Below are 26,096 nucleotides of genomic sequence, written 5' to 3'. Positions count from 1 at the left end.
CGCCTCCTTTACTGGAAGAGAAAGACACTTTTAATCTTGTCGAATAGAGTATTAATTAAAAATGCAACATGAAACAAAATAACGACAAAACCGACAAGGATAACCCAATTTGCAATATCCTCTCGCTTTAATTCTTTTAGTACAGTATGAATGAAAGCTAAAACAATGCCGATTCCGGCGATTTGAAATATTAATCCAACATCAATGGACATCGCCTTTCTCCCCCCTATAGCAGTAAAATTACGATAAGTAGCCCTGCTAGTACCCCTAAACTCTTTATCATTTTTTCATATTGTAGTTGTAATGCTTTCGCTTCTCCTTCTTCTCTCTCCAAATGTGTAATACATAAGCGAATATGTTTTTGTTGTGATTCACGATCATGTTGTCCAAGTGTTTCACCAAATTGTTGCAGTATTTCATACTCGGTTTGTTTAAACGCCGTTAACGTCCAGTTCTCCTTCAAACTATCAATCCAAGCTTCTCTAACTGTTTGCTCCCCGCCCTCTAGCCGTTTCGAAAAGCTTTGAAATATCCAATTTAATGGCTTCGGCATTTGTTTGACTAAACGCTCTGCAGCCTCAGATAACGGCGTGTGTCCATACATAATTTCAGCTTCTAATGATTGCAATGCTGCCTTCAATAACCTAAGTTGCCGCGGTCTCTCACTGTACCTTTTAGCGTATGAAAATCCGAAAAAGGTGCTAACAGCAACTATTAATACCGCACCAAATATTTTCACCATACGCCTTGAGCCTTTCTATGAGGTAATACTGATTTTCCATACTTATCTTTCACTTGCATAACTGTTCCTGGCCCTCTCGCTTTTGATAATTCCACAAACCTATCAAATACACCAAGTTCCAGCACCGCCTGTAACGATGGACGTTTCACAACATCATCATAAGAAAATCCATGTGCACTTATAAAAAGCTGAACGCCTGCATGTACCGCCTCCATAATCGCTTCACTATCTTCTTTACGTCCAATTTCATCTACGATTAATATGTCTGGGCTCATAGAACGAATCATCATCATCATTCCTTCAGCTTTTGGACAAGCGTCTAATACATCTACTCGCGTGCCAAAGTCATATTGCGGGATTCCTTTCACACAGCCCGCAATTTCTGATCGTTCATCAACAATTCCCACTTTACATGAAGGGATTTTCGAAGCACTTACACCTTGACTCATACAGCGTGCTACATCTCTTAAAAGTGTTGTTTTCCCCGTTTGCGGTGGGCCTATTACCATCGTGTTTAACCATCGTGATTCATAAAGATATGGCAGAAGCGGCTCAGCAATCCCTATTTTTTGACGGGCAATCCGAATATTAAACGAAGAGACATCCCGAATCATTTTCACTGCACTTTTTTCTGTAATGACTTTTCCAGCTAGACCAATTCTATGTCCTCCTCGTAGTGTCACATATCCACGTTTCAATTCCTCTTCCATCGTATAAATTGAGAATTGACTTAATTTATTCAATAAATGGATTGCATCTTCCGCTGTAGCGATATAGTCATAGAAAAACACTTCTCCATGTGCGATACACTCTAGGGGCCTTCCAATTCGAACACGAATTTCCTCTAGAGCGTCGTATTGTTTACAGCCTTCAACTAACTGTCTCATCGTTTTCGGTAAAACTTCTAATACTTCTTTCATAAGCTTCTCCCCACTATACTCGACTTACTATTTCAACAACGCGATAAAAATGCAGCCAATTCCAAGCGCTAGAAAAAAGAGTTTCAAGAAAGAAATCTCACTTGCTACACTCGCTATGCCAATTGTCATTGTTAAAATTAATACGGTCGGACCAACAAACGCCAACATACCATTTATAAACAATGCTTTCTTCGCATCATTCACGTAAATCATAAGCAAAGCGGCGAATATTTCCGCGCTACCTGAAAACAACCGAAGTAACCCCATAACAAGCACGGATGTTTCCATTGCCGCTAGCCACTGTTTCATTCTCCCACCTTCTCCCGTAACGGTTACTAATTTCGTATTCTAAAAAAGAATATATTTGTACAACCATATGCAGGGGTTGTCTATTTCAGAAGTAAAAACATAATTTTTCTCTATCCCCATCCTTTAATCTGAATATTCGTATTATTTTATGGTATTTTATGGTACATTTAATGAGAAAGGGGTTTTGACGATGCAGCACGTTCGTTTGTTACCACTAGATTTACGATATGCAAATGTGATTTTCAAGCTATCAAGTGATCCACATGTAAAAAATGCATTAGGAATACAGGTAGAAAAAATCGAAGACACGAAAGCGTTTCTTCTTTTTGCGATAGAAGAAGAGCACCAAAAGAAATCTTTATCCAGAGTGGTTCTAAATGAAGAAAATGAAATAATCGGCCTCACCACACTTAAACATATTAATTACGAGAAGAAACAATCTCACATTGGCAGTTGGCTTGGCCATCCTTACTGGGGAAAAGGCTATAACGAGGCTGCTAAAAAAGAAATTTTTAAAATCGCTTTTTTAGACTTACAACTTACATACGTATTCGCTGGTGCTAAAACGAATAATATTCGCTCGTTAAAAGCACAAGAAAAACTACCGTACATTTCATTGCATGTGGAAAACAAGTTTCCAGAAGAACACGCTGCACTAGAGAAAGAAGTAAAGTCCCCTTGCTCACTGCATGGCGTATCACGTAAAATTTTTTTAAATTGGTTGAAATTACAAAGTGAGGAGGAAAAATATGAAGGTATTGAAAATTAGTTTCACAATCGTGGTAGAATTAGCCCTTATTTATCTTTTTTCAAAATTGGTCGGTTGGTCATTTATGGATAGCTTTTTCCTTGGCAGTTTAGCCATATTTGCAATCACATGGCTAATTATTATGAGTAACCATAGAAACAACATTACGGATCACGCGGTAAGTAAAACATTAACTGGTGTTGAGACTGGTGAAATAAAACCCTTTCAAATTATTTTGACTCCATATATTATGGGTACTCTTTCACTCGTCACAGTTAGTTTTGTTATAACCGCAATTTACTATCTTCCCTATTTCCTATAAAAAAAAGCACTCGTGATAATCACGAGTGCTTTTCTACTATGCACGAGAAACGTATTTACCTTCACCAGTGTTGATGATAAGCATTTCGCCTTCGTTAATGAAGATTGGTACTTGTACAACAAGACCAGTTTCTAATTTAGCTGGTTTTGTTACGTTAGAAGCTGTGTCACCTTTAATACCAGGCTCTGTTTCTGACACTGTTAATTCAACTGTGTTCGGAAGTTCAACACCAAGTACTTCATCTTGGTATGTCATAATAGATACTCCCATGTTTTCTTTTAAGAATTTTAATTCGCGCTCGATTTGGTTTTCGCCAAGTTCGATTTGCTCATAAGTTTCGTTATCCATAAATACGTGAGACTCACCGCTCGCGTATAAGTATTGCATACGACGGTTTTCGATGTGTGCTTTTTCTACTTTTTCACCTGCACGGAATGTTTTCTCTTGAACAGATCCTGTGCGAAGGTTACGTAGTTTAGAGCGAACGAATGCAGCACCTTTACCTGGCTTTACGTGTTGGAAATCCATTACTTGCCAAAGGGCATTGTCCACTGAAATTGTTAAACCTGTACGAAAATCGTTTACTGAAATCATGTAAAAAAATCCTCCTGTGTATTACAAAATAATAAGTTCTTTTGGTGATTTCGTTATTACTTCATTACCTTCACTTGTTACAATGATATCATCTTCAATACGTACCCCGCCAACACCTGGAATATAAATACCTGGTTCTACTGTTACAGCCATACCTGGTTCAAGTACTGTATCAGAACGGAACGCTAAACCTGGTGCTTCATGGATTTCAAGACCGATTCCGTGACCAGTAGAGTGTCCGAAGTATTCACCATATCCTTTTTCCGTTATGTAATCACGCGTTAATGCATCAGCCTCACGACCCGTTAAACCAGCTTTAATACCGTTCACACCACGTAGTTGTGCTTCTAAAACGATATTATAAATTTCTTTTAATTTATCAGATGGTTCACCGACTGCAATCGTACGAGTAATATCAGAGCAATATCCTTTGTAATAAGCGCCGAAGTCTAATGTGACGAAATCTCCTTTTTCTATCACTTTTTCAGATGCCACGCCGTGCGGTAATGCCGAACGAAGACCTGAAGCAACGATAATATCAAACGAAGAAGATGTTGCTCCTTGTTTTCTCATGAAAAATTCAAGTTCATTTGACACTTCAATTTCAGATACTCCCGGGCGAATGAATGATAGAATATGCTCAAAGGCAGCATCTGCAATCTGTGCAGCTTCCTTTAATATCTTAATCTCTGAATCAGTCTTTATCAAGCGTAACTTTTCTACAAGCCCAGAAGTTGGGATGAATTCAGCTTCGATCGCTTCATTATGCGTTACGTAAGAGCTATATGTAAGAGTATCTTGCTCAAAGCCTAGCTTTTGAATTCCAAGTTCTTTAACTTGTTTCGCAACTTCATCAAGAATTAATCCTGTATGCTGCACTATTTCGTATCCAGCCGCTTGCTTACTAGCTTGCTCTACATAACGGAAATCTGTAATAAATAGAGCACGCTCTTTTGAAATTAGTACAACACCAGCTGTTCCTGTGAAATTCGCCATATATCTACGGCTATGTTCATTCGTTAATACGATACCGTCAATACCAGCCTCATCAAACGCACTTCTTAATCTCTCGATCTTTTCCATTACTTTATGCCTCCCTCAATTTCTCCATTAATGCAAATAGCGCTAGCTTATAGCCATAAAAACCAAATCCAACAATTTGTCCCGCACAAACAGCCGTTGTCACAGATTCATGACGAAACGACTCACGCCCGTGAATGTTAGAAATATGTACTTCAATAACTGGAATCGACACGCTTGCGATAGCATCCCGAATCGCGTAGCTATAATGCGTAAATGCTCCAGGATTTAAAATGATCCCTTCATATATATCTTCAGCCTCATGAATGATGTCAATAAGAGCACCTTCATGATTCGATTGGAAACATTCTAATTCCACTCCCATTTTTTCTGCTTCTTGTTTCATATCTGCTTCAAGCGTCGCTAACGTTCCTTTTCCGTATACATTTACTTCCCTAACGCCAAGGCGATTTAGGTTCGGACCGTTTACGAGGAGTAACTTTTTCATTTTCTTAAAACTCCTTAATATTAAAGAATGTCTATACGACATTTTAACATAGGAATCACTTGTTTGAATAGTTTGTCTTCTCGAGCCCTTCTCCTCTATTCGTATTATTCGATTCGAATGCTACAGAATACGAAATAAAAACACCATATAATATAAAGATACATATTGTCGTTACAATTGTTTCTTTCGGTAAATGGAGTGCACTTTTAATAACAGGTGCCATTAGCCCCATCCCCAAAAATAATAATGCCCACCAAAACAAACCGTATAGTACGCCAGGTAATACTCCTTCAAACTTTTTAAAAAGAGCTTTATAGAGAAATGCCACTAAAATTGAAAGAAGTCCCATACAAACGATACCTAGTACATTTCCCCAAACCCCTTCTTTCCAATCTCCAAATGCAAACGGTAAAAGTAAATAGTTAGGGCCAGCTTCTGTAAATGAGAATATATGAAGGAAATACCATATCCCTCCCCAAAATAAGCCACCAAATAAACCAATTTGTACAAAGTTTCTTATTGTTGATTGTTCTTGATTCACATTGACACCTCCGCTCAATAGTATGCCCGAAACTATTTTGAAGCATGTTTAAATCCTGCAAAATTTGTCTATAAAAAGAATAAGAAATGTCCGACTCTCGTAACATTTTCACTTGTCATCTACCTGTATTTGTCGATAAAATAAAAGAAACTCGGTGATTGTCTTATTTCAAGATGACAGAACCAAGTATGACAATTGCCTCTTTTTCTACATAAGAGAGAAACAAATACAGGTTGGTGTTAACATGGCAGAAGAGTCAAAACAAATATATGGCGGGCAGGCAGTCATAGAAGGAGTTATGTTTGGCGGTAGAGAATATACTGTTACAGCGGTTCGTCGTAAAGATAAATCGATTGAATTTTATCGTTTACCACGCGTTCGTAATAAAGCATTGTCTCTACTAAAGAAGATTCCATTTTTACGAGGTATTGCCGCTATTGTGGATGCAAGTGCGAATGGAGCGAAACATTTAAACTTTGCTTCAGAACGATTTGATGTCCACCCAGAAGATGATGAACAATTTGCAAATAAAAAAGAAGAACAATCAAAATTAACGATGGTATTAGGAGTTGCAGCAGTTGGCGTTTTATCGTTCATATTCGGTAAAGTAATTTTCACAGCAGTTCCTGCACTTTTAGCTGAATTAACGAGACCGATTTTCCCATCTCATACAGGGCAAATCATTGTCGAAAGTGTCATTAAGCTCATGCTATTATTGAGCTATATATACTTCATTTCTTTAACCCCACTTATTAAGCGGGTATTTCAGTACCACGGTGCGGAACATAAAGTAATCAATGCTTATGAGAATAATCTTCCACTGACTGTAGAAAATGTTCAAAAGCAAACTCGCCTCCATTATCGCTGTGGCAGTAGCTTTATTATATTTACGGTCATTATTGGAATGTTTGTCTATTTCCTCGTCCCTACAGATCCGCTTTGGGCAAGGGTAGTAAACCGAATTTTATTAATTCCAGTTGTTCTCGGTATTTCTTTTGAAGTATTACAATTTACCAATCGATTACGAGATGTCCCTGTTTTGCGAGTACTTGGATATCCAGGATTATGGCTGCAACTATTAACAACAAAAGAACCAACAGATGATCAAGCGGAAGTTGCAATCGCATCGTTTGAAGAATTATTACGTTTAGAAAACAAACAATAATTATTTAAAAATGGTGTTCAACTCCTTTCCTCATCGTTAATATACTAATTTTAATATATGTTTTTAGGAGGTGTCCCTTATGAACGGTCGTTCGTTTACATTCGCTATATTTGTGCTTATTATCGGATTAGCAATATTCGGCCTTGTTTCATCTGTCATTACAAATCCAATGGAAGTATTGAAAAACATTGGTATCATGTTGGCTGTCGTCGGTATCTTTTACTTACTCTACAAAATGTTTACAAACTCTAGTGGTTCTGCAAATTCGCAAAGCTCATATAAGCGTGCAGCGAAACAATCGAACCGCAAACACGGGAAACAAAATGTAGCACCCCTAAGCAATTCTTTCTTGAAACGAAATGCTTCTGATGACAAGGGGAAAAAGGGTAATTCTCCATCGTTGAAAAGAAAAAGAAAACAATCTCATTTAACTGTCATTGAAGGTAAAAAAAACAAAAAGAAAGACCGTGCTTCCTTTTAGGAAATACGGTCTTTTTTCCCCCCGGTTGGTGCGGGGCTAATAATCAGTGGAAGATGCGAAAAACCCTACTGATTAAAGTTTCACTTTATATGTTGAAGCACTTCTTTCAAACTTTTCTCTTTCATACTTTCGATACGAAGGTGATGGTTTTCAAATTGCAAATTTCTTGTCACATCATTAGGCACGACGATACATTTTAATCCTGCTGCAACCGCTGCTTTCAATCCATTTAATGAATCTTCAAATACAACAGCTTCTGACAGTTCAATTCCTAATTCTTCTATCGTAACTTTATAAAGAGCTGGATCTGGTTTTACCTTCTCTACATCTTCTCTCGTTTTAATCACTTCAAAATAATCTCTAATTTGTAGCTCTTCTAAAAAACGAACGACCCACTCCCTAGATGAACTAGAGGCTAATGCGATTTTCAATCCAAGTTCTTTCGCTTCTTCTAAATATTCTTTTACCCCGTCACGCGCTTTTGGTATTTTCATTTTCTCTTTATGTAAATTTGTTACTTTTTCCTTTAATGCATGCTCGTTAAATTTTTCTTTTAATTGCTCTTTTAAATATGCATAAAGCACTTCATCTGTCGTTCCAATACATTTTGCAAATTCCTCTAAAGGTAACTCGCCGCCGTATTCACGAACAGCATCTCTGAAAGAGTGAAACCATATTGTTTCTGTGTCCACAATTAATCCATCAAAATCAAAAATAATTGCTTTCATTATTCTCCCGTCCTTTTCGATTGAAATAAAAAAGGAAACGCCACACGTTCCCCTTAATTACTTTTCTCTTCATTTGCTTTTTGAACACCACGAAGTGTTTCTACTCGAACTTCATCTTGTTCAAAGTATTGTACTAAATCACCGATACGGTCAATTGATTCCCAACTTAAATGATGTTCAATTCCTTCTACATCATTATAAATTTTGCTTTCATCCACACCGATAATGCGCATAAACTGTTCTAACAATTCATGACGATATACGAGACGTTCTCCGATTTTTTTACCTTTTGATGTTAATACAAGCCCTCTATATTTTTCATAAATTAGATATTCGTCTTTGTCTAATTTTTGTACCATTTTTGTTACAGAGGATGGATGTACACTAAGCGCTTCAGCAATATCAGATACACGGGCATAACCCTTTTCATCAATCAACAAATAAATTTGTTCAATATAATCTTCCATACTAGGGGTAGGCATCGGTTTCCTCCATCCAATTTCATTTTGCTTATTCCGTACGAAGCAATCAATAAAATGATACACCAGAAAGAATAACGTGACAAGGTAGAAACGAGCCTAAATATATAAAACAAAAAAGAATCCGTATTCCCATACAGGTTCCCTTATGTAAAATATTGAATTTCTGCATCGGGAAAATACTCATGTATGTAACTTCTTATTGTTTCCTCCAACACTTCCGCATCATCTTTTTGATATACATATTTTCCAATGCCGTATCGTCCCCATTTATATTTCCGCTTCTCTTCATCCATTTCAAGTTTCGTATTTGGATAACGCTCTTGAATGACCTTTTTTGCCGGTTTCGTAAAGCGATGCTGAATTAATTCAAATGTTAAATTTGGTATCGCCATATCTTTTAATGCATTGTACAAGCGCTCAAATAATTCTCGGTATCCCTCTTCCCATCCCTCATGCATATAAATTGGTGCAACAATAAAACCAAGTGGATAATTAGCTCCTGCTACTTTACGTGCCGCCTCAATTCGCTTTTCAAACGGTGATGTCCCCGGCTCAAAATTTTTAATCACATAACGTGAATTAATGCTAAATCGAAAACGCGTTTTCCCATTATGCTTTGCGTCTAATAAATGATCAACATGCGAATATTTCGTAACGAAACGTAAACGTCCATGTTCACTTTCTCCGATAAACTCTATCGCCCGCTTTAATGCATGCGTTAAATGATCAATTCCAACGATGTCGGATGTACACGCCGCTTCAAATCTTGTTATTTCAGGGGCCCTTTCATCCATATATTGCTTTGCCTTCTCAAATATTTCATCTAGATTCACATACACGCGAACGTAAGGTTTATTCCCAAGCGTCGTTTGCAAATAACAATAATGACAATGTCCCATACACCCTGTTGCAAGCGGAATTGCATATTCAGCTGACGGTTTTGATGTATCGAACTTTAACGTCTTCCTCACCCCAACGACAAGTGTTGCTTTTGCATTACGATACTTTTGCAATTCATTTTCGCCTGGCAAATTTCTAATTTGATTGTGTGATGTCGTTTCACGAATTTCTAATCCCATCTTCGTAAACTTCTCATAAAGCTCTTTTCCAAGCGGATATTCGAGTGCCCTCGGTTCAAAGTAAACGAGTTTTGGTATAAATGGTTTCATATGCTTCCCTCCTCTCGTTAGTATGGGAAGCAAAGAAAAATTAACACAGATTAAAGTTTTCCACTTCAGTAACTTGTAAAGCAAGTTACCAGATGTTATAATTTGGATAACAGCTACCTTGCAAGGCAAGTTACCTGGATAAAAGGTGGTGAAATCATGCACAGCCAAATGTTAAAAGGTGTACTAGAAGGTTGCATTCTATATATCATTTCACAAGAAGAAGTGTACGGATATGAACTAAGTACAAAATTAAATAAATACGGCTTTACATTCGTAAGTGAAGGAAGCATCTATCCTTTATTGTTACGCATGCAAAAAGAGAAACTTATTGAAGGTACATTAAAGGCTTCCTCTCTTGGACCGAAGCGAAAATATTATCACGTAACTGATAAGGGATTAGAACAGCTTGAAGAATTTAAAAAAAGCTGGGGGATGGTTTCAACGACGGTAAACAACTTATTACAAGGGGAGTGATAGGGATGAAGGCGAAAGATATGATAGAACTAAACAACAGAAAACGCAAACTTCTAACACCTGAAAACGAAGTTGCTTATGGTGATATGTTAGTATATCTTCGGTTATCTAACGTACCCGAACATCAAGTAGAAGAACTATTATTAGAAATATTAGATCATCTCATCGAAGCACAAGCAGAAAATAAAAATGCTTATGATATCTTTGGTGATGACTTACAACCTTATTGCGATGAACTTATAGCGGCTTTGCCAGCTCCAACTAAGTTAGAAAAATTTTCTTTAATCGGCTTTGTTATTAGCTTACTTCTTGCTATACAGTTTGGAATGGATACCGTTGCTTCTTTTTTCATTTTTCTTTTTGAAAAGAATACAGAAAGATTAAGCCCACCTTTTAGTATTCCTGGGACTACTTTGTCTATTTCACTTATCGTACTAGGTATACTTTTCATCTTATATTTATTAAAACGCTACTCTTTTGATCAAACGATGAATTGGAAAAGAAGGATTCTATTTGGATTCGCATTTGCTACTCCATTTTGTTCAGCTGTATTTTTAAATATCTATTTTAAAAAACAACCTTATCTCATTTATAATCTAACCTTTTGGCAAAACGCCTTAATCGCTATCCTATTTTTTATTTTATATAAATTACTATACAAAAAATCAAATTTTTAACAGCCTTTCAAACGGCTGTTTTTCTTCTGTCTAATTTTACAAATTGAAAAATTTCATAAAGAAAATAAGAAAAATGCAAAATAATTAAAGTTAATTGTTGACGTGATGCTTTTATTATCGGTATCATAAATCTTCGTGAGCAATTATTTTTCGTTATACGATTTTTTTATTATTACTGAGTTTTTGAGAGGAGAAATTTGATGTCAGTTAAGAAGAAAACGCAAGTACGCACCGGCAAAATGGTACGTGAACTAATGTTAGCAGACGAAGATGTAAATGCTTCGCTAATTATGGTATATAGTGAAAACGGTGTAAACGCAGAAATTAAAATCGAGGGCTTAACGCCGAAATGTAACGAAGAATTATTTTTGAGCGGAAACGTGGATTGGAACAAGAGTGTTATTTATAAAATTGTTGATTTCACTGGGAACGCGGAAGTTGGTAAAGTTACATTAACAGCGATGAATAAGAACAATGTTTCTCTAGAAATTGAACGCGTTATGTGGAGCAAAGAAAATAAAGAAGCTGCTGAGCAAGAAGAAACAGTTGTAGAAGCTACTCCGAACAAAGAAGTAGTTGTAGAGGCTCCTAAAGCAGTTACACCCGCTCCTAAACCTGTTATGCGCGAAACACCTGCTGTAGCACCTAAGCCTACACCGGTACCAACACCGAAGTCAGTAAGTGTTGAAGCAGCTGTAGAACTATCTACTCCAGCACCTGTGAAAAAAGCAGTACCTACTCCAGTTACAAAGCAAGAGACAGCACCGGTTACTCCTGTAAAACCGAAGCAACCTGCTTTGACTGAAACAAATACAAAACTACAAGAAAATTATGTTAAACTTGTGAAAAAGACAATTGAAGTTTGTCAAGATTACGAGCTTGGCATCGACATAGATGATTCTATTGAAGGATTAAAAAAAGAGCTACAAAGCCAAGGTATTAGCGTTACATTCGACAAAGAAATTATGGACGTTGTAAATCGCCTTCGTTCTTTACAAGATAAAGGAATCAAAGTAGAAAAAGTACTTAATTTACTATAAAAACAAGGAGATGGCGGTCGCCATCTCCTTATTTTTTATAATTCCATTCATTACTTTCATACTTCTCTTTTGCTAAAGTTTGAACTTCATGAAGCTGTTCTTCTGTTAGTTCATACGGCACAAGCTCTATATCTAAACCTTTTTCAAATCCAGTTTCAAACGCTTGAATTAACTGTTCAATCGTAAATGTACGGTCTGTTAATTCATTAATCGCTACTGCTTTAGAAGAAAACATGTTTTTCATACGCTCTTTTACACGTTCATTCGGGAATAAAAATAGATCGTATAACTCATCTAAATCTATTTCTAACGGAATCGAACCGTGCTGTAAGATAACACCTTTTTGACGTGTTTGAGCACTACCTGCAATTTTTCTTCCTTCAACTACAATTTCATACCAAGATGGTGCATCAAAACATACTCCTGAACGCGGATTTTTTAAATTCTCACGATCCGCTTCTGTTTTCGGAACCGCATAATACGCTTCTAATCCTAATGCCTTAAAACCGTCTAATAAGCCTTGCGAAATAACGCGGTATGCTTCTGTAACTGTTTTTGGCATATCCGGATGATCTTCAGACACAATAACACTGTACGTTAATTCTTTGTCATGTAGTACACCCCTGCCGCCTGTTTGACGACGAACGAATCCATATTTCTTTTCGTTAACTACATCCATATTTATATCTTTTTCAACACGCTGAAAATACCCGACTGTTAATGTTGGTACTTCCCATTCGTAAAAACGAATTGTTGGTGGCATTTTCTTTTCACTTTGCCAATTTAATAAACATTCATCTAACGCCATATTAAATGCTGGTGAACATTGACCAGAGTTAATATAACACCATTTTTCTTTTCCCATCCTGCACCTCATATAACCAATTATTTTTCACATTCTCTAGTCTACCAAATTCGACAAAATTTGTGAAAGAATACGAAATTTCTTCTTATATACAAATGAATCTGTTGCATAAATACATATGGGCATTATAATATTGAAAGTAGGATAAGAAAAAAGGGAGCGATAGAATCGTGTCAACAAACTTGATTATTATACTAGCGGCAATTGCAGCATTCATCGGCTACACTGTATGGATGTATTTCTATCAAAAAAAATTAATTAAAACACTTTCAGAAGAAGAATTTCGCGCTGGCTACCGTAAAGCACAGCTTATCGATATTCGCGAAGCAGATGAATTTAACGCGGGACATATTTTAGGTGCGCGTAACATTCCATTATCACAAATTCGCCTTCGCCACAAAGAACTTCGCCAAGATCAACCGGTTTATTTATATTGCCAAAGCGGATTCCGTACAGGTCGTGCAGCTCAATACTTAAAAAAACAAGGCTACACAGATTTCTACCAATTAAAAGGTGGATTTAAATCTTGGTCAGGCAAAATTAAAAAGAAATAACATACAAAAAACTAGCTGCACGATACAGCTAGTTTTTTTATTCCATATTGTTCGCAATGTACAGTAGATTTTGTTTAATCACATCTTCATCTTTCTCATCTACATTACGATATAATAGCTGGTATTCAATCCCCTTCTCTTTCCATATAAGCGTAGCAAATTCGTCCCCTCGCTCGTAATCATCCTTATTTTTAAAATAAGCAGGTGCTCCATTATTCAATTTCATTTGTTCTTGAAATCGATTCTCTTCTACGAGGTATGGAAAACTGTAAGAAAAGTTGGCCACTGTTAACTCTATATAATCGTGCCTTCCTTTCTCTTGTTGCTTATATTTAATCGTTAAGACAGCATTCTTCTTTCCCATCGTTCTTACCTCTCCCTTCACATCACTCGTAATGTCATAAGGTAAAAACGTTGGAACTTTAAACTTCGCCGGAAAATATTTTGGAATTTCCTTTAGCGGAATCGGATCAGTAACACGGTCCTTAGCCCCTCCTGTTGTTCCTACAAATGTTTTTTCTTCTTGTATCGTTTGTTGAAATGAACATGAGCTAAGTATTACACTAGAAAACACGAAACAAATGATTCCTTTTTTCAATTTGTTTCCGCCCTTTCATACCGCCCTCTTAACGAGCGAAGCGTTTATACTCTCTTCTATTCGCTTCGTTATCAAACGCCTCCTCCGAAAACTTTCCACGTTATTCTCACACATTTTGACAAAAATTCTTTGCAGACATAAAAAAGACCCCGCTACTCTTACGCCCAAATAAAAAGGTTACGCGAGCAACAGAAGTCATGCTTATAACATAGATTGTGAAAAGCTTTTCAGGTCAAGATTTTTTCATTCTTATTATTTTCCCCTTATAATTGAGTAAAGAGGTGATACATATGGCCAATATAAAACAAATTGCAAAAACTGCTGGTGTATCCATATCAACGGTTTCCCGTGTCCTTAATAATCATCCTTACGTAAAAGAAGAAAAACGTAAGCGTGTTCTAGATGCAGTTGAAGAATTGAACTATGCAAAAAATATAAATGCTATCCATTTAATAAAAGGTAAAACATATACAATTGGCGTTATGCTACCTTTTATTAATGTTCCGTACTTTAGCACGATCATTGAAGGAATCGGAAACGAAGCGTTAGCAGCTGGATATCATATTAATTTATGCCAAACGAATTACGATAGTATTGAAGAAATTCGCGTTCTTGAAATGATGAAAATGAAGCAATTTGACGGGATGATTATTTGCTCTCGCACGAGTTCATGGGAACAAATTGAACCGTTCGCAAAATTTGCCCCTATTATTTCATGTGAAAAAATGAACCATCCCCTCATTTCATCTGTCTATGTAGATCATTATGAGGGCTTCCGTCTCGGTACTTCCTATTTACTCAGTAAAGGTCATGAAAAAATCGGCATTTGTTTAGCAAGAAAAACAAGTGTTAATTCAATCGAGCGTGAAAAAGCTTTCGCCGATACCCTTCGTCACGAAGAAAAAACAGTTCACCCTGATTGGATTTTCCATCAATGTTATACGATGCAGGACGGGGCAAAAATACTTCACCGTATTTTAAACATGAAAAATCGCCCAACCGCTATTTTCACAGCGAACGATCAAGTTGCTGCTGGTTTATTAACAGAGGCAAAAAAAAACGGCATTCGCATACCTGAAGACCTCGCAATCCTGGGATTTGATAACCATGAAATTTCAAAAGCATTAGAAATTACAACTATTGAACATCCCGGTCTCACGATGGGATCACGTGCTTTTTCTTTATTCCATAAACAGATTCAAAGCGAACAAATTATCGGCAACGCAGAAGAACTTCCATTCCATTTAATTGAACGAGAAACAGTTTGAAAAAGGAGCGTTAACTATAGCGCTCTTTTTTCAGTTCTCCGCCTATTGACTTTATATTTTTCATCTCATATAATTAACCTAACGAACGGTAGGTAGGGGATGAAAATGACAGCAAACCGCATTAAAGCTGTAGCACTTTCTCATTTCGCACGCTACGGCTACGAAGGAACTTCATTAGCAAATATTGCTCAAGAAGTTGGGATTAAAAAACCATCGATTTACGCACACTTTAAAGGAAAAGAAGAGCTATATTTTACATGCTTGGAATCCGCTCTTCAAAAAGATTTGCAAAGCTTCACAAACGATATCGAAAATTTTTCAAAATCGTCTACTGAAGAATTGCTCTTAAATTTGTTAAAAGGCTATGCAAAACGATTTGGTGAAAGTGAAGAATCAATGTTTTGGTTACGAACTTCTTATTTTCCGCCGGATGCATTTCGCGAACAAATTATTGATAAAGCGAATGTACACATTGAAAATGTCGGAAAACTTTTATTCCCTGTGTTTAAAAGAGCAAGCGAACAAGATGAACTGCATAACATTGAAGTAAAAGACGCTTTGGAGGCTTTTTTATGCTTACTTGACGGCCTTATGGTTGAACTACTATACGCAGGTTTAAATCGTTTTGAGACACGTTTAGAAGCTTCTTGGAAAGTATTTTGGCGCGGACTTTCAAACTGACGGATTGCTCCTTTGCAATGCGTCGTTTTTAAGCCCTTTACCTAACGACTGGTAGGAAGGAGAAATGACATATGGCATGGATTTATGTAATCTTAGCTGGTATTATTGAAATTTTTTGGGTGATTGGACTAAAACACGCGGAGACACCACTTGAATGGATAGGTGTCGCTCTATTAATTACAGTAAGTTTCGTCTTATTATTTAGAGCTTATAAAGATTTACCTGTCGGCACTGTATACGCAGTCTTTACTGGAATTGGAGCTGGCGGAATCGTTCTTACAGAGATTTTCATCTTCGGAGAACCTTTCTCTATCGTAAAAGTTTTATTAATCGGTTTAATTTTCTTCGGAGTAATCGGCTTAAAACGAGTAACAGAAGAAAAAGAAGCGAAGGAGGCTGCATAAAATGGCTTGGGTATTTTTAATTCTAGCTGGTATTTGTGAAATTGTTGGTGTACTCTTTATGAAAGTAGCCACTGAAAAGAAAGGCTGGGCACCAAAAGTAATTTTAATCGCTAACTTCGGCGTAAGCTTCTTCTTCTTATCTCTTGCAATGGACACATTACCGATGGGAACTGCTTACGCAATTTGGACTGGAATCGGAACTGCCGGAAGTGCACTTCTAGGTATTCTTATTTTCCGCGAGTCAGCGGATTGGCGCCGCCTTGCCTTCTTAAGCTGTATTCTATGCGGTGCTGTTGGCTTAAAACTATTAGGCTAACGTGAGGTGAATGTCATGTGGAAAGAAAAAGGAAAACAAATCTTAACATGGATCACACTCGGGATTATCATTCTATTGCAAATAAGTTTTCATATAATAGAATGGTTGTTTCATAAAGTAATATCCATTCTTACATTCCTTCCCAACATGGCACTTGAAATTGCATCTATCGCTTGGTCAATTATTGCCTCCATTACTATCGTGATTATATGGAGCATCGCCAAACTATGGAATAAGTTATTTAAAAAGGACAGTTCTTCTGAAAAGAAGTAACTGTCCTTTTTTATGTCTATTTAGATTTTCTATAGAAATTTGATGCGATAAGACAAAGCAGACCAACTATGACAACACTCATACCAATCCCTTTATGCAAACTAGGAAATAGCGGTGGTATATCCGAATAAAAATTTGCTAATATGAGACCTATTGAAAATAAAAGTACTCCTATTCTATATAACCATTTTCTTTTGTTCATCATTCTCCCTCCTAAAATTTTTCATACCCTCCTTTCTTTTGGACATACTACCTAAAAAAGGAGTGCATAATATGCAAAATTCTATACATAAGCAGATCCTATTTTTATTTTTCCTCTTTCTCATTCTCGTTATCATTTTCAGCTTTATATTACATACTCCAAAAGATGTGCCTAATAGCGTTTCTTTTTATAAACTTTTGCTCTCGTATTGCCGTTATTGAAGAAGGTGCCTTTTATGAGGCACCTTTTAAAATTCTCTCTTCTCATACAATTTCACTGAAACGAAGATCGATACTATGAACATGCATATTGAACTAACGAATAACACGCTGTTATATAGTTGAATTTGTTCTAGTTTGATTTGAAAGAACATAGAACAAATTGCTATCGGTGCTATTAGTATGAAAAGCGTAATAAAAATAGTTTTTTTATATCCTAGCCAAAACGATATCGGTAAAACAAAACTTAAATACACTAAAATAAAGCTAATACTAGCAACCATTGTCGTTTCAATAAATTCAAATAGGTTAACCCCATTCTTCATTCCCATCGTGAAACAACCGACCGTTACGCTTATAAAAAGAATAATAATTGCTACTATATATTTCGCATACACAATTTGTTTTCTCAATATTGGTAAACTATTTACTATAACTTCACTCTCATTTTTACTATCTGCTTCAAATGTTTTTACTGTTGCCCCAATTGTAATAATTACTGACATAATTATGAACAGATTTTCCGTATCTGTTAAAGCCATATAAAAGAAAACAGGATACAATATGTACCAAATTAAAAATTTCCATTGAATGATGAAATCTTTTAAAATTAGTTGTTTCAACACTATTCTCCTCTCTCTTACAAATCACGCTCACTATACAAATTAATTGAGAATAACATAGACATGATATATAAAAGAAGCAGCCCAGCTATAAAACAAACATTTACGACTAGACTCGTGCTCCAAACATTCTCTACATCTAACCACACGTTACTTACAATCACTCCACTTAAATACCCCAATGCAAGTCCGGCAAACGGAGCAATTTATTTTGCACTGCTATACCCTACTGAAAATTCAATTGGAAGTACAATTATGCTATAAACAAAACCACCTGTTATTCCACCAAGAATCGCTCCCCACAGCATAAATCCAGTTATATGTTCATTTTGTAACTGAATTAAACCAACCACAAGTGAGAAAATTCCACCTAAAACAACTAAAATGCTTACAAATATGTATTTTGCTATGACAATTTCTTTTCGTTGAAATGGAAGACTATTTACTAGCATTTCACTTTTATTTTTATTCTCATAACTCATTGACAGCATCATGCCAAGAACAGGTATAAACATGCTAAATGTCGTCAGAAAACTATCACTACGAAAATCAACAATAGCAAGGAAAAACAAACATATAAGATAAGCAAACCCTAACTTTCTTTGCAACATCATATCTTTTAAGACTAGTTGCCTGATCATTTATTGCACCTCCTAATATGAAAATGCCCCTTCTATAACTCTGTCTCCTGAAACATTTTCATTGAGAGCAACATGGATATGACTATACTTACTAACAATCCGATACCAAGAACACTCATTGATAATATAGCATCTTCAGAGTGAAGTACTTTTAGCATGATTGTTTTATCACCAAAAACATTGCACATAAGGCCAATCATACCCATTAAAGGAAAAATCATAATCACATTCAAGACAGTAGTAGCTTTATATCCTCCAATGTAATTAGTAGGTATCGTTACTACACAATAAATCAAAGTTGCTACTATTGCTGAAAATATTGCATATCCAGGAATAACTATATCTCTGTTCAATAAAATGTTTCCTAATATTACGACTATAAAAGTTGTACTCAGACCGGCTATAATAAATAATGTGGTTGCAATATATTTAGCTATAACTATCTCTTTTCTTGTTATAGGCAAACTCACTAATACTTTTTCTGTTTTACTTTTCTCTTCATAATAAAAAGAAATATATAATCGTACTACATGTTATAAATAATCCTATTGCAATCCCCATTGGTTCTACGGAATTTCTAAAAATAGATAAAATAGGTATTAAAAAATAGAAAGGAAACATCTTCTTCTGTAAGAAAAACTCCTTCAAAATCAACTGTTGCATATGAATTCTCCTCTCTATAAATCACGTGCTCCGTAAATTTTAATTGTTAGAAACATAGAAGCCATATATACACTAGCCAATATAATTCCTCCAACTATAAATACGCCAAGATGTGATGGATTCATAATCCACTCAATGAATGAAGGTGCTGTTTCATTCAGCCCATCACTAATAAATATCCAAAGTATTCCCCCCACTCCTATTGATGCTGCTGATACTATACTTCTTACTACCTTCGATTTTGTACCATAATAACTAGGGAAAAAGGTGACAACCAAAAATACGGCGTAAACAACCCCATTTACTACTCCATACCATGGAACTTCAATGTATAGATTAGGATGATATGCACCGATATCACCAATAACAGCGATACCTCTTATAAGAAAAGCAACCAACATAGTGGAGAACATACCACCTACAATAAATATTGCACTGGAAATATATCTAGCAATTATGATATCCTTTTTACTTAACGGTAAACTATTAATAATAATGTCACTTGTATTTCGTTCATCTATTACGACTAATATCGTAACTGAGGAAAGAGTTATAAATAAACAACTCATAGGAAACAGCATTCCATCACCATGTTCAAATAAAAAGAATATAAAAGGTATAGTAAGATACACTAACCATATCCCCCGAAAAAAGAACAAATCTTTATATACGAGCTGACGCATAAGCACCTCTCCCTTTCGCAGTGTAAACGATGATATCATCTAATGTAGGTTTTTCTAGTACAACCTCATTTCCAAACCAATCGATAATTGCTTGTCTATCCTCTGCTAAACCTTCAAAGCCAAATTTATTTTTTCGTAATCCAACAAATAGTTCTTTTCCTTCTCGATCTAATAAATCATTGCTTCCCTTTACGATTACGTAGTTCTCCATTAATTCATCTTTCTCACCAGTAAATATAATTTCTCCATCATTGATGAACGTAATGTAATCCGCGATGCGTTCTAAGTCTGTAGTAATGTGTGTGGAAAATAAGACAGATACTTCATCCTCCATCACAATCTCTTGCAGCATATCAAGCAATTCACTTCGAACAACTGGATCTAACCCTGCTGTTGGTTCATCCATAATAATGAATTCCGCATGGTGTGAAAGTGCGATTGCAATCGCAAATTTCATTTTCATCCCCTTGGATAACTCTTTAATCTTTTTATACGTTGGAACTTGTAATCTCTGCATATACGATTGATACTGCTTTTCGTCCCACTTTTTATATAACGGTGCAATAATCCGTTTCATTTGCTCACACGTTAAATCTTCGTAATAATGATTTTCATCATATACAAAACCAATATTTTGTTTTATTTCCTTTTCGGCTTTCTTATTGTCCTTACCAAAAATTTTTATATCACCGCTCTCTTTTCTGATTAAATTCATAATCATTTTGATCGTCGTACTTTTTCCAGCTCCATTCGGTCCGATAAATCCCATAATATATCCACGTGGCAATGTAAAACTTACATTTTTCACTGAGAAATCTTGATAAGTTTTACAAACGTTTTTTAGCTCTAACATCTCTTATTCCCCCTTGTATAAACGCGCAATCATCTGTTGCAACTCTTCAAGTGAAAGCTGCAACACTTTACTTTCATTCACAATCTCTTCCGCTTTACTTTCCAATAGACGTAGCCGCTGTTCTTTTAATAGTTCATTATTTTCACGTGAAACATAAGTCCCCTTCCCAGCAACAGTTTCTATATATCCTTCTTTTTCAAGCTCCTCGTACGCACGCTTCGTTGTAATTACACTAATTTGTAATTCCTTCGCTAAGCTACGAATAGACGGTAATTGGTCTCCACCCTTTAAACCACCATTTAAAATAAGCTGGCTTAATTGTTTCCTTATTTGCACATAAATAGGGTCTTGGGAAGAATTCGAAATAATAATATTCATGTTTTCCTCCAGTGTGTATATACTGTATATACCTTATATACACAGTATATACACAACATCCTATTTTTGGCAAGAAAAAAAGACCAACATTTTCCTGTTGGTCTTTCGTATATGTATCACTTTTCAAAGCGATCTAACATTTCGTCTCTCATTCCGAAACTAACAACCGCAATTCCTACATACATAAAAAGAAGGAATGCTGGATGAACTGTATTGTACCAGCTGCTATCAACAATTAAATAAATCGTTAACGCCACAACAAGAACAAACGCTAAAATAAACATATAAAAGTGTCTTGTATTATCCATGATAAACTCCTCTCTTCTCTCTTCACCATTCAACAGTATATTGTATCGAATAATTCGATATGACTCAAGGTTAACTTTCTGTTATGTAATCAAGTTCTACCTTTACAATGTCCTCACACGCTATTGAAATGATTGTTCCTTGTTTATCAATCGCTGTCACTTCTCTATTATCCATTACACGGTGCGCTACTCTTTCTAACACTTTTCCTTGGTCTCTGTAACAAAATTCTTTTACATCTTTAATTGTTTCTCCATTTTCTAGATGGTATACCATTCTATAACATCTATATCCCACGCTTCCACCCCCGCCTTGCTCGTTTTTTCACATATACATAAAAATGAGTAATTTCTACCTCATCGCATCTTCTTAATTTCAATAAAATTCTAACAAAAATAAATACTTTTATCAAACCGACTTTTTCAACAAAATCACCTATAAAACCGCATCTTTACAGCAATATGAAACAAAAAATATAAATTTTCAACATTTTTTCATTCTAGCCGCACCAATGTTGCAAAAAAAAAAAAGAACCCGCATGTAGCGAGTTCTTTTTATTCCAATCACACTTGTACAGGTGCTAGCTTTTCATAACGTAAAACTGGTTTACGAGCAGCCAATGTTTCATCCAAACGTTTAATTACCGTTGTATGTGGCGCTTCTTGTACAACTTCTGGATTTTCTTCTACCTCTTTAGCAATTTGAATCATCTTATCAATGAAACCATCTAATGTTTCTTTTGATTCTGTTTCTGTTGGTTCAATCATAATACATTCTTCCACATTTAATGGGAAGTAAATTGTTGGTGGATGGTAACCGAAATCAAGCAGACGTTTTGCAATATCTAATGTACGCACACCAAGTTTCTTTTGACGACGACCTGATAATACAAATTCATGCTTGCAATGTCTGTCGAATGGAAGATCATAGAATGGTGCTAATCTTCTCATCATATAGTTCGCATTTAATACAGCATACTCAGTTACTGCACGTAGTCCATCTGGACCCATAGAACGAATATATGTGTATGCACGAACGTTAATTCCGAAGTTACCATAGAATGGTTTCACACGCCCAATTGCTTCTGGACGATCATAGTTGAAGTGATAGCCATTTTCCGTTTTCTCCAAAATCGGTTTTGGTAAGTACGGAATTAAATCAGCTTTCACACCTACTGGACCAGAACCTGGGCCACCGCCGCCATGCGGACCTGTAAATGTTTTATGAAGGTTTAAATGCACAACGTCAAATCCCATATCTCCTGGGCGTGCTTGGCTTAATACCGCATTTAAGTTTGCACCATCATAGTATAATTTACCGCCTGCGTTATGGACAATTTCTGCCATTTCTAAAATATTTTCTTCGAATAGGCCTAATGTATTCGGATTTGTTAACATAAGTGCTGCTGTTTCTTCGTTTACAACACGTTTTAAATCATCTAAGTCAACAAGACCATGTTCATTTGATTTCACCGTAATTGTTTCAAAACCAGCTACTGTTGCAGACGCCGGGTTTGTTCCGTGAGCAGAGTCAGGAACAATTACTTTCGTACGGTTAAAGTCACCATTTGCTTCATGATATGCACGAATCAACATTAAACCTGTCCATTCACCATGTGCACCAGCTGCTGGCTGTAACGTAACAGTATCCATACCTGTAATTTCAATTAAATGTTCTTGTAAGTCGTACATTAATTCCATTGCACCTTGCACTGTTTTTTCATCTTGAAGTGGATGAATATTTGCAAAGCCTGCGAAGCGAGCTACGTTTTCATTAATTTTCGGATTATATTTCATCGTACAAGATCCAAGTGGGTAGAATCCAGAATCAACGCCGTGGTTACGGTTTGAAAGCGCTGTGTAATGGCGCATAATATCAAGTTCAGATACTTCTGGAAGCTCTGCATCTTCAACGCGAATATAATCGCTCTCAAATACATCTTCTAATTTCACTTCTTCTACATCTAATTTGGGTAAGCTATATCCTACGCGTCCTTCTTTAGTCACTTCAAAAATAAGTGCTTGGTCTTGGTTCTTCATTGGATAGCCCCCATTTCGTTTACAAGTGTGTCAATTTCCTCTTTTGTACGAAGCTCTGTTACTGCTACAAGCATATGATTTTCATGCTCTTTATAATCACGGCCTAGGTCGTAACCACCGATAATATTCTTTTGTATTAATACATCATTTATTTCTTTAACTGGACGTTTGCAATCTACAACAAATTCATTAAAGAATGGTCCAGCGAACGTTACAGTGAAGCCTTTCGCTTCGAATTGACGCTTTGCATATTGTGCTTTAGAAATATTTTGACGTGCCATTTCTTTCACACCTTGTTTTCCAAGTGCAGTCATTGCAACTGATGCTGCTAATGCATTTAACGCTTGGTTTGAACAAATGTTAGACGTCGCTTTATCACGGCGAATATGCTGTTCACGTGCTTGTAACGTTAATACAAATCCACGTTTACCATCTGAATCTACAGTTTGTCCGACAAGACGTCCTGGAATTTTACGCATAAATGCTTTCGTTGTTGCAAAGTAACCACAATGAGGTCCACCAAACTGCGTTGGGATACCAAATGGCTGTGCATCACCGATTACAATATCAGCACCAAATTTTCCTGGTGGTGTTAATGCGCCTAATGATAATGGATTTGAAGAAACGATAAATAATGATTTTTGTTGATGAACGATTTTTTCGATATCAGCTAACTTTTCAACTTGTCCGAAGAAGTTTGGATATTGAACGATTACGCAAGCAACTGTATCATCTACTTCACTTTGTAATACGTCTAAATCTGTTACACCGTTTTTATGATCAATTTCAACAACTTCAAGATTTTGACCTTTTGCATATGTTTCAAGTACCGCTCTTGATTCTGGATGAACTGCATTAGACACAAGAATTTTCTTTTTGCGAGTATGACCAGCTGCTAACATTGCCGCTTCAGCTAATGCTGTACCTCCGTCATACATAGAAGAGTTCGCTACATCCATTCCTGTTAATTCACAAATCATTGTTTGGAACTCAAAAATTGCTTGTAATTCCCCTTGTGAAATTTCTGGTTGGTATGGTGTGTAAGCTGTATAAAATTCTGAACGAGAAATTACATGATCAACAATTACTGGAGCGTAATGATCGTATACACCTGCACCTAAGAAAGAAGCGTATTCTTTTAAGTTCGCATTTTTGCTAGCCATTTGAGATAGCTCTTTTAAAAGCTCTGGCTCTGATTTTGCTTCTTTAATTTTTAAATCCCCTTTAAAACGAACACTCTCTGGAATATCAGAGAATAACTCATCAATCGTCTGAACGCCGATTGTTTGTAACATTTCTTTTTTGTCTTCTTCTGTCATTGGAAGATAACGATGCAACATGAAATCTACCCCTCTCCCCGTTACTTTGAACGTTTATAAAATGGTGTTGGAACAACTACTGCTTTGACGCGTTTATTACGAATTTCAATTTCTACTTCTGTATCAACTGTTGCGTATTTCACATCAATTAGTGCTAAACCAATGCTTTTCTTTAACGTTGGAGATTGTGTACCACTCGTTACTTCCCCGATTTTTTCTTCTCCTATAAATACAGGGTAATGCGTACGAGGAATACCGCGTTCGATTACTTCGATGCCGACTAATTTACGAGATGCACCGTTTTCCTTTTGCTCTTTTAACGTTTCTTTCCCAAAGAAATCTGCTTCTTTATTTGGTTTTACCGCAAAGCCAATTCCCGCTTCAATCGGTGTAATATCTTTTGATAACTCTTGCCCGTATAACGGAAGTGTTGCTTCGAAGCGAAGTGTATCACGAGCACCTAAGCCACATGGTTTTAACCCATCTTCTTCTCCAACTTCAAGAAGTTTCACCCAAAGTTTTGCAGCATCTTCACTCTTACAGTAAATTTCGAATCCATCTTCACCTGTATAACCTGTACGAGATACAAGTGCAGGAATTCCATCTACAAGAATATCGTTTTTAAATTTAAAGAACTTAATTTCTTTCAAATCTTCTGACACAACTTTTTGTAAAATGTCTTGTGCTTTTGGTCCTTGAATTGCAAGTTGCGCAACTTCACTAGAAACATTGACTACCTTTGCATCGCCAATTACATGACTTGCTAACCATTCGTAATCTTTCTCGATATTTGATGCATTGATTACTAATAAATAGTCTTCTTCACCACGTTTGTAGATTAATAAATCATCTACTGTGCCGCCATTTTCATAGCACATAGCTGTATATTGTGCGCCTCCTACCTTTAAGGTAGATACGTCATTTGTAACAACACGTTGTAAAAATGCTAAACTATCTACACCCTTTACCTCTACTTCTCCCATATGAGATACATCGAACAAACCTGCTTCTGTACGTACAGCTTCATGCTCTTCTTTAATGCTTGAAAATTGAACTGGTAATTCCCAACCACCGAAGTCGATTGTTTTCCCACCATACTTCGCGTATACATCAAATAACGGTGTACGTTGTAATGTAATCATGCTCTTTCCCCCTTATGCTCTGACAAATCAATAAAAGTTGCTTCCCATATCTAAACATTTTCATTCTGAAAAGATAAGGTTATACGGAATCTCAGTATATTTTTTTATGAAAGCGTAAATAAAAAGTTACTTTCTTGGATAAAATACGAA

36 protein-coding genes and 2 pseudogenes are annotated in these 26,096 nt (G+C 36.2%); 13 read left to right on the top strand and 25 right to left on the bottom strand.

The features are described from left to right. Nucleotides 1-8: 8 nt before the first annotated feature. Genes spoIIIAC through JTF23_RS05930 form a run of 4 tightly spaced genes read right to left on the bottom strand, consistent with a single transcriptional unit; the run spans nucleotide 9 to nucleotide 1,971 of the window. Entirely contained in the window at nucleotides 9-212 is a 204-nt protein-coding gene (spoIIIAC, locus tag JTF23_RS05945; RefSeq protein WP_000020914.1) for a stage III sporulation protein AC, read from the bottom strand. A gap of 14 nt (nucleotides 213-226) precedes the next feature. Then, the gene (spoIIIAB, locus tag JTF23_RS05940; RefSeq protein ID WP_002111763.1) at nucleotides 227-742 is read right to left on the bottom strand and encodes a stage III sporulation protein SpoIIIAB; all 516 of its coding nucleotides are present in this window, start codon (nucleotides 740-742) and stop codon (nucleotides 227-229) included. Next, nucleotides 736-1,662, bottom strand: coding sequence for a stage III sporulation protein AA (spoIIIAA, locus tag JTF23_RS05935; protein ID WP_204208280.1), 927 nt, complete (start codon nucleotides 1,660-1,662; stop codon nucleotides 736-738). Before spoIIIAA ends, spoIIIAB begins: the two co-directional genes overlap by 7 nt. Nucleotides 1,663-1,689: 27 nt before the next feature. Beyond that, nucleotides 1,690-1,971 (bottom strand): YqhV family protein, encoded by a 282-nt coding sequence (locus JTF23_RS05930; protein WP_204208279.1) that lies wholly within the window; start codon nucleotides 1,969-1,971, stop codon nucleotides 1,690-1,692. Between the two features lie 190 nt (nucleotides 1,972-2,161). Between JTF23_RS05930 and JTF23_RS05925 the strand changes: the two genes are divergently transcribed. Both JTF23_RS05925 and JTF23_RS05920 read left to right on the top strand, forming a co-directional pair. Next, entirely contained in the window at nucleotides 2,162-2,740 is a 579-nt protein-coding gene (locus JTF23_RS05925; RefSeq protein WP_204208278.1) for a GNAT family N-acetyltransferase, read from the top strand. Beyond that, on the top strand, nucleotides 2,721-3,041 hold the full coding sequence (locus tag JTF23_RS05920) for a hypothetical protein (RefSeq protein WP_204208277.1): 321 nt from the start codon (nucleotides 2,721-2,723) through the stop codon (nucleotides 3,039-3,041). Before JTF23_RS05925 ends, JTF23_RS05920 begins: the two co-directional genes overlap by 20 nt. Before the next feature lie 36 nt (nucleotides 3,042-3,077). Here JTF23_RS05920 and efp read toward each other — a convergent pair whose 3' ends face one another. Genes efp through JTF23_RS05900 form a run of 4 tightly spaced genes read right to left on the bottom strand, consistent with a single transcriptional unit; the run spans nucleotide 3,078 to nucleotide 5,704 of the window. Further along, nucleotides 3,078-3,635 (bottom strand): elongation factor P, encoded by a 558-nt coding sequence (efp, locus tag JTF23_RS05915; RefSeq protein ID WP_002033989.1) that lies wholly within the window; start codon nucleotides 3,633-3,635, stop codon nucleotides 3,078-3,080. Nucleotides 3,636-3,656: 21 nt separating this feature from the next. Beyond that, on the bottom strand, nucleotides 3,657-4,718 hold the full coding sequence (gene pepQ, locus JTF23_RS05910; protein WP_204208276.1) for a Xaa-Pro dipeptidase: 1,062 nt from the start codon (nucleotides 4,716-4,718) through the stop codon (nucleotides 3,657-3,659). A 4-nt stretch (nucleotides 4,719-4,722) separates the two neighbouring features. Further along, complete coding sequence (aroQ, locus tag JTF23_RS05905) at nucleotides 4,723-5,163, bottom strand: type II 3-dehydroquinate dehydratase (RefSeq protein WP_204208275.1); 441 nt, start codon at nucleotides 5,161-5,163, stop codon at nucleotides 4,723-4,725. Between the two features lie 55 nt (nucleotides 5,164-5,218). Further along, nucleotides 5,219-5,704 (bottom strand): YqhR family membrane protein, encoded by a 486-nt coding sequence (locus JTF23_RS05900; RefSeq protein ID WP_002160520.1) that lies wholly within the window; start codon nucleotides 5,702-5,704, stop codon nucleotides 5,219-5,221. 244 nt (nucleotides 5,705-5,948) lie between these two features. On the opposite strand from JTF23_RS05900, the gene JTF23_RS05895 reads away from it, so the two are divergent. Next, on the top strand, nucleotides 5,949-6,869 hold the full coding sequence (locus JTF23_RS05895) for a DUF1385 domain-containing protein (RefSeq protein WP_002160519.1): 921 nt from the start codon (nucleotides 5,949-5,951) through the stop codon (nucleotides 6,867-6,869). 79 nt (nucleotides 6,870-6,948) lie between these two features. Further along, nucleotides 6,949-7,350, top strand: coding sequence for an SA1362 family protein (locus tag JTF23_RS05890; RefSeq protein WP_002015046.1), 402 nt, complete (start codon nucleotides 6,949-6,951; stop codon nucleotides 7,348-7,350). 80 nt (nucleotides 7,351-7,430) lie between these two features. Here the strand turns inward: JTF23_RS05890 and JTF23_RS05885 are convergent, their stop codons facing one another. From JTF23_RS05885 to splB, 3 genes are all read right to left on the bottom strand, one after another. Then, nucleotides 7,431-8,078, bottom strand: a complete 648-nt coding sequence (locus JTF23_RS05885; protein ID WP_204208274.1) for an HAD family hydrolase — start codon at nucleotides 8,076-8,078, stop codon at nucleotides 7,431-7,433. 53 nt (nucleotides 8,079-8,131) lie between these two features. Continuing rightward, a complete protein-coding gene (mntR, locus tag JTF23_RS05880; protein WP_001143080.1) occupies nucleotides 8,132-8,560 on the bottom strand; it encodes a transcriptional regulator MntR in 429 nt (142 codons plus the stop codon). Between the two features lie 143 nt (nucleotides 8,561-8,703). Further along, a complete protein-coding gene (gene splB / locus JTF23_RS05875; RefSeq protein ID WP_204208273.1) occupies nucleotides 8,704-9,729 on the bottom strand; it encodes a spore photoproduct lyase in 1,026 nt (341 codons plus the stop codon). A gap of 156 nt (nucleotides 9,730-9,885) precedes the next feature. Here splB and JTF23_RS05870 point away from each other — a divergent pair, with 156 nt between their 5' ends. The 3 genes from JTF23_RS05870 (at nucleotide 9,886) to JTF23_RS05860 (ending at nucleotide 11,920) form a co-directional block, all read left to right on the top strand. Further along, the gene (locus tag JTF23_RS05870) at nucleotides 9,886-10,203 is read left to right on the top strand and encodes a PadR family transcriptional regulator (RefSeq protein ID WP_002160515.1); all 318 of its coding nucleotides are present in this window, start codon (nucleotides 9,886-9,888) and stop codon (nucleotides 10,201-10,203) included. Between the two features lie 5 nt (nucleotides 10,204-10,208). After that, nucleotides 10,209-10,880, top strand: a complete 672-nt coding sequence (locus tag JTF23_RS05865) for a DUF1129 domain-containing protein (protein WP_204208272.1) — start codon at nucleotides 10,209-10,211, stop codon at nucleotides 10,878-10,880. Between the two features lie 200 nt (nucleotides 10,881-11,080). Next, the gene (locus JTF23_RS05860) at nucleotides 11,081-11,920 is read left to right on the top strand and encodes a hypothetical protein (protein WP_078180995.1); all 840 of its coding nucleotides are present in this window, start codon (nucleotides 11,081-11,083) and stop codon (nucleotides 11,918-11,920) included. A gap of 28 nt (nucleotides 11,921-11,948) precedes the next feature. Here JTF23_RS05860 and JTF23_RS05855 read toward each other — a convergent pair whose 3' ends face one another. After that, a complete protein-coding gene (locus JTF23_RS05855; RefSeq protein ID WP_002145776.1) occupies nucleotides 11,949-12,785 on the bottom strand; it encodes a lipoate--protein ligase family protein in 837 nt (278 codons plus the stop codon). A 170-nt stretch (nucleotides 12,786-12,955) separates the two neighbouring features. Between JTF23_RS05855 and JTF23_RS05850 the strand changes: the two genes are divergently transcribed. Beyond that, a complete protein-coding gene (locus tag JTF23_RS05850) occupies nucleotides 12,956-13,339 on the top strand; it encodes a rhodanese-like domain-containing protein (RefSeq protein ID WP_002034000.1) in 384 nt (127 codons plus the stop codon). Between the two features lie 37 nt (nucleotides 13,340-13,376). Here the strand turns inward: JTF23_RS05850 and JTF23_RS05845 are convergent, their stop codons facing one another. Next, entirely contained in the window at nucleotides 13,377-13,913 is a 537-nt protein-coding gene (locus JTF23_RS05845) for a hypothetical protein (RefSeq protein WP_002160511.1), read from the bottom strand. 314 nt (nucleotides 13,914-14,227) lie between these two features. Between JTF23_RS05845 and JTF23_RS05840 the strand changes: the two genes are divergently transcribed. The 5 genes from JTF23_RS05840 (at nucleotide 14,228) to JTF23_RS05820 (ending at nucleotide 16,879) form a co-directional block, all read left to right on the top strand. Further along, nucleotides 14,228-15,205, top strand: a complete 978-nt coding sequence (locus JTF23_RS05840; protein ID WP_204208271.1) for a LacI family DNA-binding transcriptional regulator — start codon at nucleotides 14,228-14,230, stop codon at nucleotides 15,203-15,205. Between the two features lie 99 nt (nucleotides 15,206-15,304). Next, complete coding sequence (locus tag JTF23_RS05835; protein WP_204208270.1) at nucleotides 15,305-15,886, top strand: TetR/AcrR family transcriptional regulator; 582 nt, start codon at nucleotides 15,305-15,307, stop codon at nucleotides 15,884-15,886. Between the two features lie 71 nt (nucleotides 15,887-15,957). Beyond that, nucleotides 15,958-16,290: a DMT family transporter gene (locus JTF23_RS05830; RefSeq protein WP_002199376.1), complete on the top strand. Its 333-nt coding sequence runs from the start codon at nucleotides 15,958-15,960 to the stop codon at nucleotides 16,288-16,290. Nucleotide 16,291: 1 nt separating this feature from the next. Continuing rightward, complete coding sequence (locus JTF23_RS05825; RefSeq protein WP_002122482.1) at nucleotides 16,292-16,606, top strand: DMT family transporter; 315 nt, start codon at nucleotides 16,292-16,294, stop codon at nucleotides 16,604-16,606. A 15-nt stretch (nucleotides 16,607-16,621) separates the two neighbouring features. Beyond that, on the top strand, nucleotides 16,622-16,879 hold the full coding sequence (locus JTF23_RS05820) for a DUF3975 family protein (RefSeq protein WP_204208269.1): 258 nt from the start codon (nucleotides 16,622-16,624) through the stop codon (nucleotides 16,877-16,879). 16 nt (nucleotides 16,880-16,895) lie between these two features. On the opposite strand, the gene JTF23_RS05815 is transcribed toward JTF23_RS05820, so the two are convergent. From JTF23_RS05815 to gcvT, 12 genes and pseudogenes are all read right to left on the bottom strand, one after another. After that, complete coding sequence (locus JTF23_RS05815; RefSeq protein WP_002199374.1) at nucleotides 16,896-17,081, bottom strand: hypothetical protein; 186 nt, start codon at nucleotides 17,079-17,081, stop codon at nucleotides 16,896-16,898. A 247-nt stretch (nucleotides 17,082-17,328) separates the two neighbouring features. Further along, the gene (locus JTF23_RS05810) at nucleotides 17,329-17,925 is read right to left on the bottom strand and encodes an ABC-2 transporter permease (protein WP_204208268.1); all 597 of its coding nucleotides are present in this window, start codon (nucleotides 17,923-17,925) and stop codon (nucleotides 17,329-17,331) included. A gap of 14 nt (nucleotides 17,926-17,939) precedes the next feature. Then, a pseudogene (locus tag JTF23_RS05805) lies at nucleotides 17,940-18,563 on the bottom strand (ABC-2 transporter permease). Nucleotides 18,564-18,595: 32 nt separating this feature from the next. Further along, a pseudogene (locus JTF23_RS05800) lies at nucleotides 18,596-19,226 on the bottom strand (ABC-2 transporter permease). Between the two features lie 14 nt (nucleotides 19,227-19,240). Next, nucleotides 19,241-19,909: an ABC-2 transporter permease gene (locus JTF23_RS05795; RefSeq protein ID WP_204208267.1), complete on the bottom strand. Its 669-nt coding sequence runs from the start codon at nucleotides 19,907-19,909 to the stop codon at nucleotides 19,241-19,243. Then, a complete protein-coding gene (locus JTF23_RS05790) occupies nucleotides 19,890-20,762 on the bottom strand; it encodes an ABC transporter ATP-binding protein (protein WP_078181002.1) in 873 nt (290 codons plus the stop codon). Before JTF23_RS05790 ends, JTF23_RS05795 begins: the two co-directional genes overlap by 20 nt. A gap of 3 nt (nucleotides 20,763-20,765) precedes the next feature. Next, entirely contained in the window at nucleotides 20,766-21,140 is a 375-nt protein-coding gene (locus tag JTF23_RS05785; protein ID WP_204208266.1) for a GntR family transcriptional regulator, read from the bottom strand. A 116-nt stretch (nucleotides 21,141-21,256) separates the two neighbouring features. Further along, a complete protein-coding gene (locus JTF23_RS05780; protein ID WP_002160499.1) occupies nucleotides 21,257-21,448 on the bottom strand; it encodes a hypothetical protein in 192 nt (63 codons plus the stop codon). A gap of 70 nt (nucleotides 21,449-21,518) precedes the next feature. After that, on the bottom strand, nucleotides 21,519-21,722 hold the full coding sequence (locus JTF23_RS05775; RefSeq protein ID WP_000262495.1) for a DUF3929 family protein: 204 nt from the start codon (nucleotides 21,720-21,722) through the stop codon (nucleotides 21,519-21,521). 287 nt (nucleotides 21,723-22,009) lie between these two features. Then, complete coding sequence (gene gcvPB, locus JTF23_RS05770; protein ID WP_002122485.1) at nucleotides 22,010-23,485, bottom strand: aminomethyl-transferring glycine dehydrogenase subunit 2; 1,476 nt, start codon at nucleotides 23,483-23,485, stop codon at nucleotides 22,010-22,012. Continuing rightward, nucleotides 23,482-24,825, bottom strand: coding sequence for an aminomethyl-transferring glycine dehydrogenase subunit 1 (gene gcvPA, locus JTF23_RS05765; protein ID WP_002111800.1), 1,344 nt, complete (start codon nucleotides 24,823-24,825; stop codon nucleotides 23,482-23,484). The genes gcvPB and gcvPA overlap by 4 nt, the downstream gene beginning before the upstream one ends. 20 nt (nucleotides 24,826-24,845) lie before the next feature. Next, a complete protein-coding gene (gcvT, locus tag JTF23_RS05760) occupies nucleotides 24,846-25,946 on the bottom strand; it encodes a glycine cleavage system aminomethyltransferase GcvT (protein WP_002111803.1) in 1,101 nt (366 codons plus the stop codon). Between the last annotated feature and the right edge of the window lie 150 nt (nucleotides 25,947-26,096).

It is taken from the genome of Bacillus sp. RIT 809, from assembly GCF_016892495.1.
Lineage (GTDB): Bacteria > Bacillota > Bacilli > Bacillales > Bacillaceae_G > Bacillus_A > Bacillus_A cereus_U.
The sequence above is the reverse complement of the archived record's forward strand: the minus strand, read 5'-3'. Positions and strand labels throughout refer to the sequence as shown.